The sequence below is a fragment of the Xanthomonas graminis pv. graminis genome, from assembly GCF_030168915.1.
GTDB classification, from domain to species: Bacteria; Pseudomonadota; Gammaproteobacteria; order Xanthomonadales; family Xanthomonadaceae; genus Xanthomonas_A; species Xanthomonas_A translucens.
Genome location: NZ_CP076255.1, coordinates 1,487,300 through 1,502,753, shown reverse-complemented (window position 1 = coordinate 1,502,753; position 15,454 = coordinate 1,487,300). Strand labels below are relative to the sequence as shown.

Genomic DNA, 15,454 nt, shown 5'->3' with positions numbered 1-15,454 from the left:
GGGACCCGGAAAAGCGAAAGCGTTCATGACCTGCATTTGACTTTCCGGGTCCCTGGTCCCCGGTCCCCGGTCCCGATCCACTCCGGCTAAAATCGACCCATGCCCCCCCCCCTCACCTTCCGCCCCGCCACCGTCGCCGACATCGACGCCATCGCCGCCCTGGTCACCTCGACCTATCGCGGCGACAGCAGCCGCGTCGGCTGGACCACCGAGGCCGATCTGCTCGACGGCAACCGCATCGATCGCGAGGTGCTGCGCGCCGATATCCTGCGCCCGCGCAGCCTGGTGCTGCTGGCCGAGCGCGACGGCGAGCTGATCGCCTGCGCGCACGTCGCCGACGACGACGGCGCCGGCTATTTCGGCATGTTCTCGGTGCAGCCGCAGGCGCAGGGCGGCGGCCTGGGCACGACCGTGCTGACCGAGGCCGAGCGCATTGCCTGGCAGGAATGGCAGCTGCCGGTGATGCAGATGACGGTGATCGACGCGCGCGAGGAACTGATCGCGTTCTACGAGCGCCGCGGCTACCGCCGCACCGGGATCAAGAAACCCTTCCCCTACGGCGACGCGCGCTTCGGCGCGCCCAAGCGCGACGACCTGCGCTTCGAGCTGCTGGAGAAGCCGCTGGGCGGCGCCGCATGAGCGAGACCTGGACCTTCGTCTGTGCCGACGGCGCGCTGCTGCCGGGCGAGACCGCCACGGTGTGGGACGAGGTCACCGCCACCCCGATCGTGGTGTTCAACCTCGATGGCGTCTTCTACGCGCTGGAGGACCGCTGCAGCCACGAGGACTACGAGCTGTCCCCCGGCAGCTTCGATGCCGCCGCAGGCAGCATCGAATGCGTGCTGCACGGCGCCCGCTTCGACGTGCGCGACGGCCGCCCGCTGTGCGCACCGGCCTATAGCCCGGTGCCGAAATTCCCGGTGAAGTCCGAACACGGCGGACTCTGGACCCGCGACGACCGCGACTGATCGGGCGGCGGGTCACACCACGAAATTCCCTTTCTTTTCAAAAATTTAGAGACAGTAAAGAGCTTGGTGCGGGCGGCTGTCGGACGCGCCGGCTTGCCCCGCGATGCGGCGCCATACACGAAAGATATTGCAAACAATTCGTATTTGCGAGGAAATAGAGCGGATGTCCGCGCCAAGCGGCCAGCGTCAGCCAGCCCTCTGGCCCTCCTCCGACCTTGCGTACGGCCTGCCCTCCGGGCACGGCGGCGTGCGCTGCGGACCGCCCGTTCTTCCTGCATAGCCGAACCGTCCATGACCTCCCCGATCAAGAGCCGCAAGCACGCCGTTTCACGCCAGGTGTCCGCGCAGACCCTCACCGCCGCCGCGCTGCTGGGCAGCCTGAGCCTGCTCTCGCCTCGCGCGCTCGCCACCGATGCCGATGCCGCGCCCATCGCCCCACCCACCACCCTCGGCAAGGTCGACGTGGAAGCGCAGCGCGCCAAGCGTTACCTGGTGGAGGCGCCGGACTCGCCCAAGTTCACCCAGCCGCTGATCGACACCCCGCAGACGATCAACGTGATCAGCAAGGACCTGTTCAACGAACAGGGCGCCACCACGCTCACCGAGGCGCTGCGCAACAGCCCCGGCGTGGGCACCTTCTACGTCGGCGAGAACGGCAGCACCGCCACCGGCGATGCGATCTACATGCGCGGCTTCGACAGCTCCAGCAGCATCTTCGTCGACGGCGTGCGCGACCTGGGCTCGATCGCGCGCGATGTGTTCAACATCGAGCAGATCGAGGTCGAGAAGGGCCCGGCCGGCACCGACAACGGCCGCAGCGCGCCGACCGGCGCGATCAACCTGGTGACCAAGCAGGCGAACCTGAGCGATGCGGTCAGCGGCACCCTGTCCGCCGGCAGCGGCGACCAGCGCCGCGCGACCGCGGACTGGAACCAGGCGCTGGGCGCCAGCAGCGCGCTGCGGGTGAATGTCATGGGACAGGACAGCGATGCGCTCGGCCGCGACCACGTCAACAACAAGCGCTGGGGCCTGGCCTCGTCGCTGGTGTTCGGCCTCGGCAGCGACACCCGCTACTACCTCGACCTGCTGTACGTGAAGCAGGACAACATACCCGACGGCGGCGTGGCCAGCATCGGCCTGCCCGGCTACACCTCGCCCGATCCGGCGCGTCCGTGGCTGAGCAACGCCCCGCGCGTGGACAGCGAGAACTTCTACGGCACCCGCTACGACCACGACGACGTGACCGCGAAGATGGCCACGTTCCGCTTGGAGCACGACGTCTCCGACACGGTCAAGCTGACCAACACCGCGCGCTGGGGCCGCAACCAACAGGACTACCTGCTGTTCGCGTTCATGCCCAACACCGCCAACCTGCGCACGCCGAACCCCGCCGACACCGCGACCTGGACGGTGGCGCGCAGCCTGCCCACCTTCAAGGACCAGCAGTACACGATCGTCACCGACCAGCTGAACCTGCGCGCGGACTTCGCCACCGGCGCGGTGCAGCACACCCTCAGCACCGGCGTGGAAGCCGCGCGCGAGGAGCTGCAGAGCTGGGGCCACAACATCGTCAACCGGGCCGCCTGGCTGGCCGCCAACCCGGCCAACGTCTACGCCCCGGACTGGACCACCACGCCGCTGTTCACCGCGCGCAACGGCGCGCACAGCAAGGGCAGCACCACCACGTTCTCGGCCTACGCCTTCGACACGCTGAAGTTCGGCGACAGTTTCCTGGTCACCGCCGGCGTGCGCGCCGACCGCTACAAGACCGACTTCAACAGCCTGACCTGCACCACCGCCACCTCCACCGCGGTGCCCTGCACCACCGCGGTCGGCGTGGACGCGGACATCTCCGATACGCTGTTCAACTGGAAGCTCGGCGCGGTCTACAAGGCGGCCAAGAACGTCAGCCTGTACGCCAACTACGCGATCTCGCAGCAGCCTCCCGGCGGCAGCGCGCTGGAGCTGAGCGCGTCGGCCAACAACGCCAACAACCCCAGCTTCGACCCGCAGAAGGCCAGGACCGCCGAAATCGGCAGCAAGTGGAACTTCCTGGACGACAACCTGTTCGTGACCATGGCGCTGTTCCGCACCGACGTCAGCAACGAGATCGCGCAGGGCAGCGACGGGCTGTACTACCAGAGCGGCGAGAAGCAGGTGCAGGGCGTGGAGCTGTCGGCGGTCGGCAAGCTCAGCGACACCTGGTCGATCTCCACCGGCTACACCAAGCTCGACGCGCAGGTGCAGCAAGGCGCCAAGGTGTCGCAGGACGGCAGCATGGACCTGGCTTATACCCCCGACAGCGCGTTCACCGCGTGGACCACCTACACCCTGCCGTTCGGCCTGAGCGTCGGCGGCGGCGCGCGCTACTCCGGCGCGATGAAGCGCGGCAGCGACAGCGCGGTGGGCACGCCGGCGTTGGTAAAGTCGTATACGGTATGGGACGCGGTGCTGATCTACCCGATCAACGACCACTTCGATCTGCGTCTGAACGTGTACAACGTGTTCGACAAGGAGTATGTCGCGGCCATCAACAAGAGCGGCTTCCGCTACACGCCGGGCGCGCCGCGCTCGGCGATGCTGAGCGCCGAACTCAAGTTCTGACCGCGGCGGCGTCCATCCACGCGCCGCGGCCGCCTTCAGCCGAGGGCGGCCGCGGCCGGAGCACCCCATGTTGCTGCACATCCCCGATATCCTGAGCGCCGACGAAGTCGCGCGCTTGCGCCAGGCGCTAGCCGGCGCCGACTGGACCGACGGCCGCGAAACGGTCGGCGCCCAGGGCGCGCAGGTCAAGCGCAACCTGCAACTGCCCGACGCCGCGCCGCTGAAGCACGAACTCGGCCAGGCGGTGCTCAACGCGCTGGCGCGCAGCCCGCTGTATTTCGCCGCCGCGCTGCCGCTGCGCACGATCCCGCCGCGCTTCAATCGCTACGAGGGCGGCGGCGAGTACGGCTTCCACGTCGATGGCGCGGTGATGACCCAGGCCGCCAGCGCCACACAGCCGGCGCTGACCCTGCGCACCGATCTGTCATGCACCCTGTTCCTGAGCGAACCGGAGGAGTACGACGGCGGCGAACTGGTGATCAGCGACACCTACGGCGAGCATGAGGTGAAGTTGCCGGCCGGCGACCTGATCCTGTATCCGTCCAGCAGCCTGCACCGCGTGCTGCCGGTCACCCGCGGCGCGCGCCTGGCTTCGTTCTTCTGGGTGCAGAGCCTGGTGCGCGACGCCGGCCGGCGGCAATTGCTGTTCGAACTGGACACGGCGATCCAGGCGCTGACAGCAAGCAAGGCCGACGCCGGAGCGCTGCTGCGGCTGAGCAACGTCTACCACAACCTGTTGCGCGACTGGTCGGAGACCTGAGCCTAGCGGTGAACACGGGCGGCGCCGCCACGTCGCTGTTGCGACCGCGGTGTTTCCCGGGTCGCGCACCTGGCAGCAGACCTGCCGCAATTGCGACTAATTCTCATTTATGTAGAATGCAGTTCGCCCCGCCTCTTCGACTGCCGCGTTGTCCGACTCCGCTTCTCCCGATCTGGCCACGGCGCAGCAGCGCCGCGGCTTCTGGCTGCGCACGCTGCACCAGTGGCACTGGATCAGCGCGGCGCTGTGCCTGATCGGCATGCTGGTGTTCGCCGCGACCGGACTCACCCTCAACCACGCCGCGCGCATCGAGGCCAGGCCGCAGGTGCTCAACCGTACCGCGCAGTTGCCGGCTGCGTTGCTGCAGCGCCTCGCCGGCCAGGCCGAGGGCGACGCGCCGCTGCCGCGGCCGGTGTCGGCCTGGCTGGAACGCGAACTGGCGCTGCGCCTGGGCCGGCAAGCGGCCGAGTGGTCGGCCGACGAGGTCTACCTGGCGCTGCCCGGTCCCGGCCGCGATGCCTGGCTGAGCATCGACCGCGGCAGCGGCGTGGTCGAATACGAACGCACCGAGCGCGGCTGGATCTCCTATTTCAACGACCTGCACAAGGGCCGCAATGCCGGCCCGGCGTGGGGCTGGTTCATCGACCTGTTCGCGCTGGCCTGCCTGGTGTTCTGCATCACCGGCCTGTTCCTGCTGCAGTTGCATGCGCGGCAGCGGCGCATGACCTGGCCGCTGGTCGGGCTGGGCCTGCTGATTCCGCTGCTGATCGCACTGCTGCTGATCCACTGACCCGACCCGCCTCGTTCACCCATGGAGCCTCGCATGCGCGTCACCCTGACCATCGCCCTGAGCGGCCTGCTGTCGATGCCCGCGTATGCGGCCACGCTGGAACTGGACGTGGAGATTCCCAAGCTCAACGTCGCCGAATACCACCGCCCCTATGTCGCGATCTGGGTGGAAGGCGCCGACCAGCAGCTCGCGCGCAACCTGGCGGTCTGGTACCAGTCCAGGGACAGCGCCGAAGGCCACGGCAGCAAGTGGCTGCCGGACCTGTGCCAATGGTGGCGCCGCAGCGGGCGTACCCTGCAGATGCCGGTGGATGGCGTCAGCGGCCCGACCCGCCCGGCCGGCAAGCACGCGCTGGCGTTCACCGACGCGCAGCAACTCAAGGGCCTGGCGCCGGGCCAGTACACGCTGGTGGTCGAAGCCGTGCGCGAAGTCGGCGGCCGCGAGCTGCTGAAGATCCCGTTCGCGTGGCCGGCCAAGGCCGGCGCAATCGGCAGCGCACAAGGCAGCAGCGAACTGGGCGCGGTGGGCCTGAGCGCAACACCGTGATTCCCCTTTTCGTCGCAAGGAACAAGTCCATGAAGCGTTGTTTCGTGCTGGCATTGGCCATCGCCGCGGTCCTGCCATTCTCCGCCCTCGCCCACAAGGCCTGGCTACAACCTTCACAGACCGTGCTGGCCGGCGAGAAGCCGTGGATCACCGTCGATGCGGCGGTGTCCAACGACCTGTTCTACTTCAACCACGTGCCGCTGCGCCTGGACACGCTGGCCATCACCGCGCCCGACGGCAGCGCGGTGCAGCCGCAGAACCCGGCCACCGGCAAGTACCGCAGCGTGTTCGACCTGGAGCTGGCGCAGACCGGCACCTACCGCCTGGCCCTGGTCAACGACGGCCTGTTCGCCAGCTGGAACGAGAACGGCCAGCGCAAGCGCTGGCGCGGCAACGCCGCCAGCTTCGCCAGCGAAGTGCCGAAGGACGCGAAGGATCTGCAGGTGTCGCAGGCACTGGGCCGAGTGGAAACCTTCGTCAGCAACGGCGCGCCCAACCAGACCGCGCTCACCCCCAGCGGCCGCGGCCTGGAACTGGTGCCGGTGACCCATCCCAACGACCTGTTCGCCGGCGAGAGGGCCACCTTCACGCTGCACATCGACGGCAAACCGGCGCCGAGGCTGGACGTGGCGATCGTGCGCGGCGGCACCCGCTACCGCAACGCGCAGGACGCACTGAAGCTCACCACCGACGCGCAGGGCCGCTTCAGCGTGACCTGGCCGGAAGCGGGCATGTACTGGCTGCAGAGCAGCAGCGAGGACGCCAAGACCTCGCTGCCGCAGGCCAGGCAGCGCCGGCTCAGCTACGTGGCGACGCTGGAAGTGCTGCCGCAGTGACGGCGACAGCGCGCACCCCCTGCGCATGGCGGCACGTAGCGGCATGAACGCGCCGCTCGCGCCCCAGGCCGATGCCGAGACCGAGATCGCCACCCTCGGCGGTCGCAGCATGGGCACGACCTGGAGCGCGAAGCTGGTGCTGCGCCGCCGCCGTGACCTGCATCCGCTGCACGCGGCGATCCAGGCGCAGCTGGACCAGGTGGTCGCGCAGATGAGCACCTGGCAAGCGGACTCGGCCGTCAGCCGCTACAACCGCGCCGCCGCCGGCAGCGTGCACGCACTGCCCGCGGCGTTCGCCGAAGTGCTGCGCTGCGCGCTGGACATCGCGCGGCGCAGCGACGGCGCATTCGACCCGACGATCGGCGCGGTGCTGGGCTTGTGGGGGTTCGGCGCCGACGCCGGCAGCCAGCGCGTGCCCGATGCCGATGCGTTGCGCCAGGCGCGCGCCGCTGGCGACTGGCGGCAGCTCGCGCTGGACGAGAGCGGCGCCAGCCTGCGCCAGCCCGGCGGCTTGCGCCTGGATCTTTCGGCGATCGCCAAGGGCTACGGCGTGGATCTGGCAGTGCGCGCACTGCAGGCGCAGGGCGTGGCCAGCGCGCTGGTCGAGGTCGGCGGGGAACTCTACGGCTATGGCCGCAAGCCCGATGGGCAGCCGTGGCGGGTGCTGGTGGAATCGGCGCCGGACGAGGACGCGCAGGCGGCGACGCCGCCGCGGGTGCTGGCGCTGGACGGCCGCGCGGTCGCCACCTCCGGCGATCGCTGGCACCGCTTCGAACAGGACGGCCAGCGCTACAGCCATACCCTGGATCCGCGCAGCGGCACGCCGATCGCCGCGTCGCTGGCGGCGGTCAGCGTGGTCGCCGCCGATGCGATGCGCGCCGATGCCTGGGCCACCGCGCTGAGCGTGCTCGGCGCCGACGCCGGCCTGGCCTGCGCCGAGCGCGAACGGCTGGCGGCACGCTTCCTGCTGCGCGATGGCGAACGCGTGCAGGAGCGGCTCAGCAGCGCCTTCGCCGCGCTGCTCGACGCATGACCCGGCCGCGGTCGCCACGCAACTGGAATGGCGTCGGGCATGTGGCGATGTTCGCGCTGCTGGGCGCGATCGGCTATGCGCTGCTGCGGCTGCATCCGCAGCCCTGGTGGACCGGTGCGCCATCGCAGCAGCGCATCGTCTACGCGGCGCTGGTCAGCGCGGCGTACGCGCTGGCGTGCGCGTGGCTGTGGTGGCGCGGCCGCCGCGGCGCGCGGCGCGCCAGCAAGCAGGGCGATGCGCCGCTGCTGCTGGCCTGGGCCAGCCAGACCGGCTTCGCCCAGCAACTGGCGCTGCGCAGCGCGGCGGCATTGCACGCGGCGGGCCAGGCGGTACGCGTGCTGCCACTGCAGAAAATCTCCGCGGCCGAACTGGCCGGCGCGACGCAAGCGCTGTTCGTGGTCAGCACCAGCGGCGAAGGCGATCCGCCCGACCACGCGCTGCCGTTCCTGCGCACGGCGATGGCGCAACAACCGCCCTTGCCGCAGCTGCGCTATGCGGTGCTGGCGCTGGGCGATCGCCGCTACGATCACTTCTGCGCGTTCGGCCGCCAGCTCGATGCCTGGCTGCGCCAGCGCGGCGCGCACCCGCTGTTCGACCGCATCGACGTGGACAACGCCGACGCCGCCGCGCTGCGCCACTGGCAGCAACTGCTCGGACAGCTCGCCGGCGGCAGCGAGCACGCCGACTGGAGCGCGCCGGCCTACCAGCGCTGGCAGCTGCAGCAGCGGCGCCTGTGCAATCCCGGCAGCGTCGGCGGCGCGGTGTTCGAGCTGGCGCTGCTGCCCGCCGACGGCGCGCTGCCGCTCTGGCAGGCAGGGGACCTGGCCGAGATCGGTCCTTGTCATGGCGACGCCGCGGTGCAGGGCTGGCTGCAGGGGAGCGGCCTGGACGGTTCGGCACTATTGCCGCGTCCCGGCCAGGCGCCGACCACGCTGTCCGCGCTGCTGGCACGCAGCCACCTGCCCGATCCGCAACAGGCGGCCGGCAGCGCGCCCGCAGCGCTGGCCGCGCGCCTGCAGCCATTGCCGCATCGCGAATACTCGATCGCCTCGATGCCCAGCGACGGCGCGCTGCGCCTGTTGCTGCGCCGCGCGCTGCATGCGGACGGCACGCCCGGCCTGGGCAGCGGCTGGCTCTGCGACACCGCGCCGCTCGGCGCCGAGATCGCGCTGCGGCTGCGCCCGAATCCCAACTTCCACCCGCCGGTCGATCCGGCGCGGCCGCTGATCCTGATCGGCAACGGCACCGGCATCGCCGGGCTGCGCGCACACCTGCGCGCGCGCATCGACGCCGGCGCGACCCGCACCTGGCTGCTGTACGGCGAACGCCATGCCGCGCACGACGACCACTACGGCAAGGAACTGCACACCTGGCTGGCGCACGGCGCATTGCAACGGCTGGATGCGGTGTTCTCGCGCGACGCCGGCGCGTACCGCTACGTGCAGGACGCCCTGCGTGCGGCCGCGCCGGACCTGCGCGACTGGGTCGCGCAAGGCGCGGCGATCTACGTGTGCGGTAGCCTGCGCGGCATGGCCCCCGGCGTGGAGGCGGTGCTGGAGGACGTGCTCGGGCGGCTGGGCAAGGAAACCCTGCTGCTGCAGGGACGCTACCGGCGCGACGTGTACTGAGCGCTCCAGCGCGGCGACGGCTGCAGCGCTTTGCTGTGCCTGCGCCCGCCATTGGCCGATGAAGCGCGCACTCGGCCATTGCACTGAACTGACGACGTCCATCCATACGACGGCTTCGTTGCTGCGCTGCACATCCCAGCGGCGGCGATTTTTCGCCGCCTGCGCAGCAGTGCTGCATGCACATGGACATCCCTCGCTGGAACTTGATGGCGCGCAACGACCACGGCCAATGGACCCTGAGCGGCCCGCTAGATTTCGGCGATGCGATCGTCGGCCATTGCGATCTATTCGAATTGCCGACGCCGCTGATCTTCAGGGCGCAAGGCAATCCGCTGCTGGCGACGGCACTGCTGGACGCCTACGGTGTGCGCGACGGCGGCGACGCGGCGATCCTGGGGCGCCGGCTCATGGCGGCCGCATTGATCAGGCCCGATTGCGATCGCGGCGTGTGCATGCAGCAGGTTCCGGTCAGCGGATCGCGCGGCACAGGGGAACGGATCGCCTTGCAGATGTTCCCGGTGTGAGTCGCCGGCGCAGGTGAAATCGCATGCAGGGCGATCGCTCGGCCGATCGCCGGCGCTGCGAGTTGCGAGTTGCGAGTTGCTCCCGCGAGCGGCTCCGACAGACGACGCAACCGAAACACTGTCGAGCGTGCAGGCTCGGCTACTCAGCCATCCGCGCCGCCTACCGCCTGCCGCCTGCCGCGCGGCGCAATGCGATGCGATGCGATGCGATGCGATGCGGGATCAGCGTGCGGCAGGCATCCCCAGCCGATGCGGCTCGAACAGGTAGCCCTTGCCGCGCACGGTGCGGATCCATTGCGGCACCAGCGGATCGTCGCCCAGCTTTTGCCGCAGCCGCGAGACCTGCAGGTCGATGCCGCGACCGCCCTGGGGAACGCTGCCGTCGCTGTCGCCGATCGCCGCCCGCAGATCGTCGCGGCTGAGCACGTTGCCGGGCTGATCGAGGAACACCGCCATCAGCCGCAGTTCGCTGGGCGACAACGGGATCGCGCGACCGTCCGGGGCCACCGCCTGGTGCCGATAGGCATCGACCTGCCATTCGCCGTCCTGCGCCGGGGCCGGCGACGGCGCCACACGGGTACGCCGCAGCACCGCGTTGAGCCGCGCCACCAGTTCGCGCAAGTCCAGCGGCCGGTTCAGGTAGTCGTCCGCGCCCAGGTCCAGGCCGATCACGCGGTCCACCGGCTCGGCCTGGTCGGCCATCATCACGATCGCGATGCCGCCGCCGTCGCGCAGTTGCCGGCACAGGTTCAGCCCTTCGCCGCCGCTGAGGCCGGCATTGAGGAGCACCGCGTCATAGCGATCGGCCGCCAGCTGCGCGTACAGCTGCGCGGCGTTTTCGGCATCGTGCACCTGCAAATTGAAACGGGCCAGATAATCGCGAATCCGGTCGCGCAAGGCCGCGTCTTCGTCCACCACCACTACTTTCGCCAACCACCTGCTGTTGTCCGAGGCCACCTTTCGTTCCGCTCCACGGCTCCGGGATAGCCGCGTTCGCGCATTGGACGCGGTTGGTGCCGACGCCGCAAGCGCCGCGCGCGCGCTGCCGACAGCTCAGTCGGTGGGTGTCGGCAGCGGTTCGATGCGAATCGCCAGCAGCTCGCCACCACCGCGCAAAGCGAAGCGCTGCCTGGCGTTGGCACTCAACCAGGCGCTGTCGCCGGCGGCCAGCGGCGGCAATCCGCAGTCCGTATCGAACCGCGCCTGCCCTGCCAGAAGATGAACGACCCAACCGATTCCCGGTTCGGCGAAGAACAGCATCGGCCCGACCAGCGGCCGGTGCAGCAGTTGCGTGCGCAGGCGGTCGCGCCGCCACATCAGGTTGAAGTCGTGCGTGGGGCCGTCGAGCAGTTCGCCACGCAGCGCTCGCTCGCCGGCGAAGCGCAACCGCGCGTACGGCGACTGCAACAGGTGCTCGGCGCCGTCGTCGAAGCGCAGGCGCAGGCCGGCGCCGCGCAGCAGCACCAGTTCCCGCTCGATGCCGGGGAAGCTGGAAAAGGCCGCGTCCTGCTCGATCTCGGCGATGGACAGGCGCAGCAGCCAGTCGTCGTTGCCGGGCTGCGGCAGGCGCAGGATCTCCCGGGTCCAGCCCAGTCCGTTGCGCCAGCGCTCGCGGCGGTAGTCGTTGGCGGGGATCACCCGCGAAGGCATGTGGCACCAGTCCATCGGCGCATTCTGCACGATCGGGTGCGGAAGGATGCATCGTTGCCCATCCGCTCGGCGGCGCGTGGGCGCGATCTGCACGCAGGCAGCGCCCCTGCGACGCCTTGCGCGCATTTGGCGCCGCGTGGGCGCGATACGCACGCAAGCAGCGCCCCGACGATGCCTTGCGCGCATCGCGACTCGCCATCGGTGTGCGCCGCCACGGCGACGGGGCATGCCGGCAAACGGGGTGCCGGCAAGTTGCGCCGGCAACCACGACGGGCGCGATGTCGGCGGGAGCACCCGGCAGGGCGCTCAACAAAAACCATCGCCCATAAAAAACGTCGCCCGGCTGCACGTCACTGTGCAACACCGGGCGACGATGTACGTCCATGTCGGCTTCCTGCCTCCCCCCTGGGCATCCTGCTCAACGAGGTCGCGACCGCGCGTCCCGCGCCAGCCGTATCTTTTCCTTTTCAATCCCTGTAATGCTTTAAATCCCTTTAACGCTGGCGGCTTCAACTCCGATTCGCAACACCAACGGTTGTGAAGTGGCCCGGCGACCTGACTTGAGCGACTTCACCGCCAAGTGGAGTTGCCCATGTCATCCAGCCGCCTGGACCAGGCCGAACGATACCGTTTGCATGCGTTATATGAAACCGGGATGTCGATGCGGGCCATCGCCGATGCGTTGGAGCGCGCGCCCAGCACGATCAGCCGCGAACTGCGCCGCAATCAGCACGCTCGGCACTATCTGCCAGATCACGCACAGCGCATCAGCGAGCATCGGCGCACGCAGGCCAGCCGGCGTCCACGCATCGACGCTGAGCGCATCGCACAGATCGAGGTCCTGCTGAGCGAGGACTTCAGCCCGGAACAGATTGCCGGTCGCACCGGCCTGGCCAGTCACGAATGGATCTATCGGCACATCTACGCTGACCACAAGCGCGGTGGCCAGTTGTTCACGCATCTACGCAAGCGCCGCCGCAAGCGCCGTCGGCGGGGCGTGCGCGATGGCCGCGGACAGCTGACACATCGGCGCAGCTGGACACAGCGCCCCAGCGTGGTGGAGCAGCGAAGCCGCATCGGCGACTGGGAGCTGGATACCCTCCGGGCCTCACACGGAAAGGCCGTGGTGGTCAGCATGACCGAACGCCGCAGTCGCCTGCATCTGCTGGCTTACTCGCCTGACGGCACCGCCGAGAACGTGCGCAACGCCATCGTCCAGCGCCTGGGCGGCCTAGGCCACACGGTGCACACCCTCACCGCCGACAACGGCAAGGAATTCGCCGATCATCGGCTCATTGCCGCCTGCTTGCAGAGCGACTTCTATTTTGCAGATCCGTACTGCGCATGGCAGCGAGGCAGCAACGAAAATGCCAACGGATTGACGCGCCAGTACTTGCCACGACACATCGATTTCAGCACCATCACCGATGCGCACCTGCGATGGATCGAACAGCGACTCTACAATCGTCCGCGCAAGATACTCGGATTCAAAACGCCCCTCGAAGTCTTCTCCGAGGAGGTCCTCAACAGCGTTGCGAATCGGAGTTGAATCCGCCGCTCAAATCCGTTTAACGCCTTTCCACCGGCTTGGCGGCTGCCGTCCTGGCTACCGTCGGCGTGGTCGCCTTCGTGGCTCCCACTTCGATCCGGTCGTGGTTCCGTTCGACCGTCTTGAGTCCGATTCCCTTCACCAGCGCCAGGTCCTCGACGCTTTTGAATGGCCCGTGTGCCTGCCGGTAGTCGACGATCGCCTGTGCCTTGGAGGCACCCACGTTCAACAACACCCGGTCGATTTCCGCTGCGCTGGCGGAATTGATGTTGACCTTGTCCGCGGCGAGCGCGGAACCGGTCAGCAGCAAGGCCAGCACCAGAGACTTCAGGACCACGATAAAAGACTGCATGGCAACACTCCTTGTGACTTGGATGGGGACTTCACCGGCCTCTCCTGCCGGTGTCGAAAGCATCCCTCGCCACACGCATACAGCCTATCGCCAACGTCCTCTGCAAACAGCAGGTAAACGGCGCGTCAACGTGTAGGAAAAACCCTACACGGGGGCCGCGGCGTAGAATGAGCGCCATTCCCATTAGTGCCACAATTCCGGAGCGTTCCATGGACAGTGCCAAGATCGACCGTTTCCTCAGCGCCAAGTGGGACGAGGACATCGTCCCGCAGCTGGTCGATTACATCCGCATTCCCAACAAGTCGCCGATGTTCGATGCCGATTGGGTCGCCCACGGCTACATGGACGATGCGGTGAAGCTGATGGAGCGCTGGGCGCGCGCGCAGGCCATTCCAGGTCTGGTGGTGGAGGTGGTGCAGTTGCAAGGGCGCACGCCGCTGATCTATCTGGAAGTGCCGGCCACCGGCGCGGAGACCGGCGCGGACACGGTGCTGCTGTACGGACACCTGGACAAGCAGCCGGAAATGACCGGCTGGGACGCCGATCTGGGTCCGTGGACGCCGGTGCTCAAGGGCGACCGCCTGTACGGCCGCGGCGGCGCCGACGACGGCTATGCGCTGTTCGGCTCGCTGGCCGCGATCCTGGCGCTGCAGGACCAGGGCATCGCACATGCGCGCTGCGTGATCCTGATCGAGGCCTGCGAGGAATCGGGCAGTTACGATCTGCCCGCCTACGTCGATCACCTGGCCGAGCGCATCGGCAAGCCGTCGCTGGTGGTGTGCCTGGATTCGGGCTGCGGCAACTACGAGCAGCTGTGGTGCACGACTTCGCTGCGCGGCCTGGCCGGCGGCAACTTCAGCGTCAAGGTGCTCAGCGAAGGCGTGCATTCGGGCGACGCGTCCGGCGTGGTGCCGTCCAGCTTCCGCGTGCTGCGCGAGCTGCTGTCGCGGCTGGAGGACGAAGCCACCGGCAAGATCAGGGTCGAGGGCCTGTATTCGGAGATTCCGGAACAACGCCTGGCGCAGGCGCGCAAGGTCGCCGAGGTGCTCGGCGACGAGGTCTACAGCAAGTTCCCGTTCCTGCCGGGGATGACCCCGATGGATGAGGACCTGACCGAGCTGGTGCTCAACCGCACCTGGCGCCCGGCGCTGTCGGTGACCGGCGCCGACGGCCTGCCGCCGCTGGCCTCGGCCGGCAACGTGCTGCGCCCGCAGACCGCGGTGAAGCTGTCGCTGCGCCTGCCGCCGACCCTGGACGGCAAGCACGCCGGCGAGTTGCTCAAAGACGTGCTGCTGCGCGATCCGCCGTACGGCGCGCAGGTGTCGCTGGCGCTGGAGAAGTCGTCCTCGGGCTGGAACGCGCCGGCGCAATCGCCGTGGCTGAGCAATGCGATCGAGGCCGCCTCGCAGGCCGCCTTCGGCAAGCCGGCGATGTACATGGGCGAAGGCGGCTCGATCCCGTTCATGGGCATGCTCGGCGAGAAGTTCCCCGGCGCGCAGTTCATGATCACCGGCGTGCTCGGCCCGCATTCCAACGCGCACGGGCCGAACGAGTTCCTGCACATTCCGATGGGCAAGCGGGTCACCGCCTGCGTGTCGAAGGTGATCGCCGAGCACCATGCCGCCAGCGTGCGCGGCGAGACCACCGGCAGCACCGCGGTGGCCGGCGGCGAGCAGCACGGCGCGCACGGCTGCTGCTGAGCGAGCGGCGGCCGTCGCGATGACGGCCGCCATGCGCTGGGCGCTGCCAGATCCGGCGCATGGTCATGGCGCATGCGCAAGCCGCGCCTGCACGGCCGCTTAAAGGGCGTCGCCGGCCACGCTTGCGTGTACGCCGCAGCGCGGCCGAATCTGGCACGATCCGCTTCCCTTCCACGTTCCGGTACGCCCCCATGCACACCCTGTTCGGCAGCGACAGCTGGCTGTACGTCATCCTGGTCGGCTTCGTGGTCGGCCTGCTGGCGCGTTTCCTGGGTCCGAGCAGCGGCCGCTCCGGCTGCCTGTTCACCGTGCTGCTCGGCATCGCCGGCGCGCTGGTGGCCGGCTGGTTCGGCCACTACATGGGCTGGTACAGCCGCGGCGAACCGGCCGGTTTCCTCGGCGCGCTGCTCGGCGCCATCGCCCTGCTCGCGCTGCTGCGGCTGTTCCTCGGCAAACGCTGAGCGGCACCGCGGCGTCGGCACGGCTCGCCATGCCGACGCCGCACGTTTACGCT

16 protein-coding genes are annotated in these 15,454 nt (G+C 69.0%); 13 read left to right on the top strand and 3 right to left on the bottom strand.

Annotated elements, in window-relative coordinates:
* Positions 1–99: 99 nt before the first annotated feature.
* From KHF85_RS06520 to KHF85_RS06475, 10 genes are all read left to right on the top strand, one after another.
* Positions 100–639 (top strand): GNAT family N-acetyltransferase, encoded by a 540-nt coding sequence (locus KHF85_RS06520; RefSeq protein ID WP_284568959.1) that lies wholly within the window; start codon positions 100–102, stop codon positions 637–639.
* Positions 636–968, top strand: coding sequence for a non-heme iron oxygenase ferredoxin subunit (locus KHF85_RS06515; protein ID WP_003471947.1), 333 nt, complete (start codon positions 636–638; stop codon positions 966–968). Before KHF85_RS06520 ends, KHF85_RS06515 begins: the two co-directional genes overlap by 4 nt.
* A 291-nt stretch (positions 969–1,259) precedes the next feature.
* A complete protein-coding gene (locus KHF85_RS06510; protein WP_284568958.1) occupies positions 1,260–3,572 on the top strand; it encodes a catecholate siderophore receptor Fiu in 2,313 nt (770 codons plus the stop codon).
* Positions 3,573–3,639: 67 nt separating this feature from the next.
* Positions 3,640–4,332: a Fe2+-dependent dioxygenase gene (locus tag KHF85_RS06505; protein WP_284568957.1), complete on the top strand. Its 693-nt coding sequence runs from the start codon at positions 3,640–3,642 to the stop codon at positions 4,330–4,332.
* Between the two features lie 148 nt (positions 4,333–4,480).
* Positions 4,481–5,122 (top strand): PepSY-associated TM helix domain-containing protein, encoded by a 642-nt coding sequence (locus tag KHF85_RS06500; protein WP_284568956.1) that lies wholly within the window; start codon positions 4,481–4,483, stop codon positions 5,120–5,122.
* Between the two features lie 33 nt (positions 5,123–5,155).
* Positions 5,156–5,668, top strand: coding sequence for a DUF2271 domain-containing protein (locus KHF85_RS06495; protein ID WP_284568955.1), 513 nt, complete (start codon positions 5,156–5,158; stop codon positions 5,666–5,668).
* Positions 5,669–5,697: 29 nt separating this feature from the next.
* Positions 5,698–6,504, top strand: a complete 807-nt coding sequence (locus tag KHF85_RS06490) for a DUF4198 domain-containing protein (protein ID WP_284568954.1) — start codon at positions 5,698–5,700, stop codon at positions 6,502–6,504.
* Between the two features lie 43 nt (positions 6,505–6,547).
* The gene (locus tag KHF85_RS06485) at positions 6,548–7,537 is read left to right on the top strand and encodes an FAD:protein FMN transferase (RefSeq protein ID WP_284568953.1); all 990 of its coding nucleotides are present in this window, start codon (positions 6,548–6,550) and stop codon (positions 7,535–7,537) included.
* Positions 7,534–9,165 (top strand): sulfite reductase subunit alpha, encoded by a 1,632-nt coding sequence (locus KHF85_RS06480; RefSeq protein ID WP_284568952.1) that lies wholly within the window; start codon positions 7,534–7,536, stop codon positions 9,163–9,165. Before KHF85_RS06485 ends, KHF85_RS06480 begins: the two co-directional genes overlap by 4 nt.
* A gap of 176 nt (positions 9,166–9,341) precedes the next feature.
* On the top strand, positions 9,342–9,689 hold the full coding sequence (locus KHF85_RS06475; protein WP_284568951.1) for a hypothetical protein: 348 nt from the start codon (positions 9,342–9,344) through the stop codon (positions 9,687–9,689).
* A gap of 222 nt (positions 9,690–9,911) precedes the next feature.
* Here the strand turns inward: KHF85_RS06475 and KHF85_RS06470 are convergent, their stop codons facing one another.
* On the bottom strand, positions 9,912–10,646 hold the full coding sequence (locus KHF85_RS06470; protein WP_284568950.1) for a response regulator: 735 nt from the start codon (positions 10,644–10,646) through the stop codon (positions 9,912–9,914).
* A 96-nt stretch (positions 10,647–10,742) separates the two neighbouring features.
* On the bottom strand, positions 10,743–11,339 hold the full coding sequence (locus tag KHF85_RS06465) for a HutD/Ves family protein (RefSeq protein ID WP_284569490.1): 597 nt from the start codon (positions 11,337–11,339) through the stop codon (positions 10,743–10,745).
* Positions 11,340–11,931: 592 nt separating this feature from the next.
* Between KHF85_RS06465 and KHF85_RS06460 the strand changes: the two genes are divergently transcribed.
* Entirely contained in the window at positions 11,932–12,888 is a 957-nt protein-coding gene (locus KHF85_RS06460) for an IS30 family transposase (protein ID WP_009597007.1), read from the top strand.
* A gap of 19 nt (positions 12,889–12,907) precedes the next feature.
* Here KHF85_RS06460 and KHF85_RS06455 read toward each other — a convergent pair whose 3' ends face one another.
* Complete coding sequence (locus tag KHF85_RS06455; RefSeq protein WP_170874286.1) at positions 12,908–13,315, bottom strand: ComEA family DNA-binding protein; 408 nt, start codon at positions 13,313–13,315, stop codon at positions 12,908–12,910.
* Positions 13,316–13,449: 134 nt separating this feature from the next.
* Here KHF85_RS06455 and KHF85_RS06450 point away from each other — a divergent pair, with 134 nt between their 5' ends.
* Positions 13,450–14,940 (top strand): M20 family metallopeptidase, encoded by a 1,491-nt coding sequence (locus tag KHF85_RS06450; protein WP_284568949.1) that lies wholly within the window; start codon positions 13,450–13,452, stop codon positions 14,938–14,940.
* Between the two features lie 191 nt (positions 14,941–15,131).
* Positions 15,132–15,401, top strand: coding sequence for a GlsB/YeaQ/YmgE family stress response membrane protein (locus KHF85_RS06445; RefSeq protein WP_003471926.1), 270 nt, complete (start codon positions 15,132–15,134; stop codon positions 15,399–15,401).
* The last annotated feature ends 53 nt before the right edge of the window (positions 15,402–15,454 follow it).

Excerpts from the sequence above, each read along its gene's own strand:
- KHF85_RS06465 (WP_284569490.1), bottom strand. The coding sequence starts at position 11,339 with ATGCCTTCGCGGGTGATCCCCGCCAACGACTACCGCCGCGAGCGCTGG.
- KHF85_RS06445 (WP_003471926.1), top strand. The coding sequence starts at position 15,132 with ATGCACACCCTGTTCGGCAGCGACAGCTGGCTGTACGTCATCCTGGTC.
- KHF85_RS06515 (WP_003471947.1), top strand. The coding sequence starts at position 636 with ATGAGCGAGACCTGGACCTTCGTCTGTGCCGACGGCGCGCTGCTGCCG.
- KHF85_RS06520 (WP_284568959.1), top strand. The coding sequence starts at position 100 with ATGCCCCCCCCCCTCACCTTCCGCCCCGCCACCGTCGCCGACATCGAC.
- KHF85_RS06510 (WP_284568958.1), top strand. The coding sequence starts at position 1,260 with ATGACCTCCCCGATCAAGAGCCGCAAGCACGCCGTTTCACGCCAGGTG.
- KHF85_RS06450 (WP_284568949.1), top strand. The coding sequence starts at position 13,450 with ATGGACAGTGCCAAGATCGACCGTTTCCTCAGCGCCAAGTGGGACGAG.
- KHF85_RS06505 (WP_284568957.1), top strand. The coding sequence starts at position 3,640 with ATGTTGCTGCACATCCCCGATATCCTGAGCGCCGACGAAGTCGCGCGC.
- KHF85_RS06460 (WP_009597007.1), top strand. The coding sequence starts at position 11,932 with ATGTCATCCAGCCGCCTGGACCAGGCCGAACGATACCGTTTGCATGCG.
- KHF85_RS06475 (WP_284568951.1), top strand. The coding sequence starts at position 9,342 with ATGCACATGGACATCCCTCGCTGGAACTTGATGGCGCGCAACGACCAC.
- KHF85_RS06495 (WP_284568955.1), top strand. The coding sequence starts at position 5,156 with ATGCGCGTCACCCTGACCATCGCCCTGAGCGGCCTGCTGTCGATGCCC.
- KHF85_RS06490 (WP_284568954.1), top strand. The coding sequence starts at position 5,698 with ATGAAGCGTTGTTTCGTGCTGGCATTGGCCATCGCCGCGGTCCTGCCA.
- KHF85_RS06485 (WP_284568953.1), top strand. The coding sequence starts at position 6,548 with ATGAACGCGCCGCTCGCGCCCCAGGCCGATGCCGAGACCGAGATCGCC.
- KHF85_RS06480 (WP_284568952.1), top strand. The coding sequence starts at position 7,534 with ATGACCCGGCCGCGGTCGCCACGCAACTGGAATGGCGTCGGGCATGTG.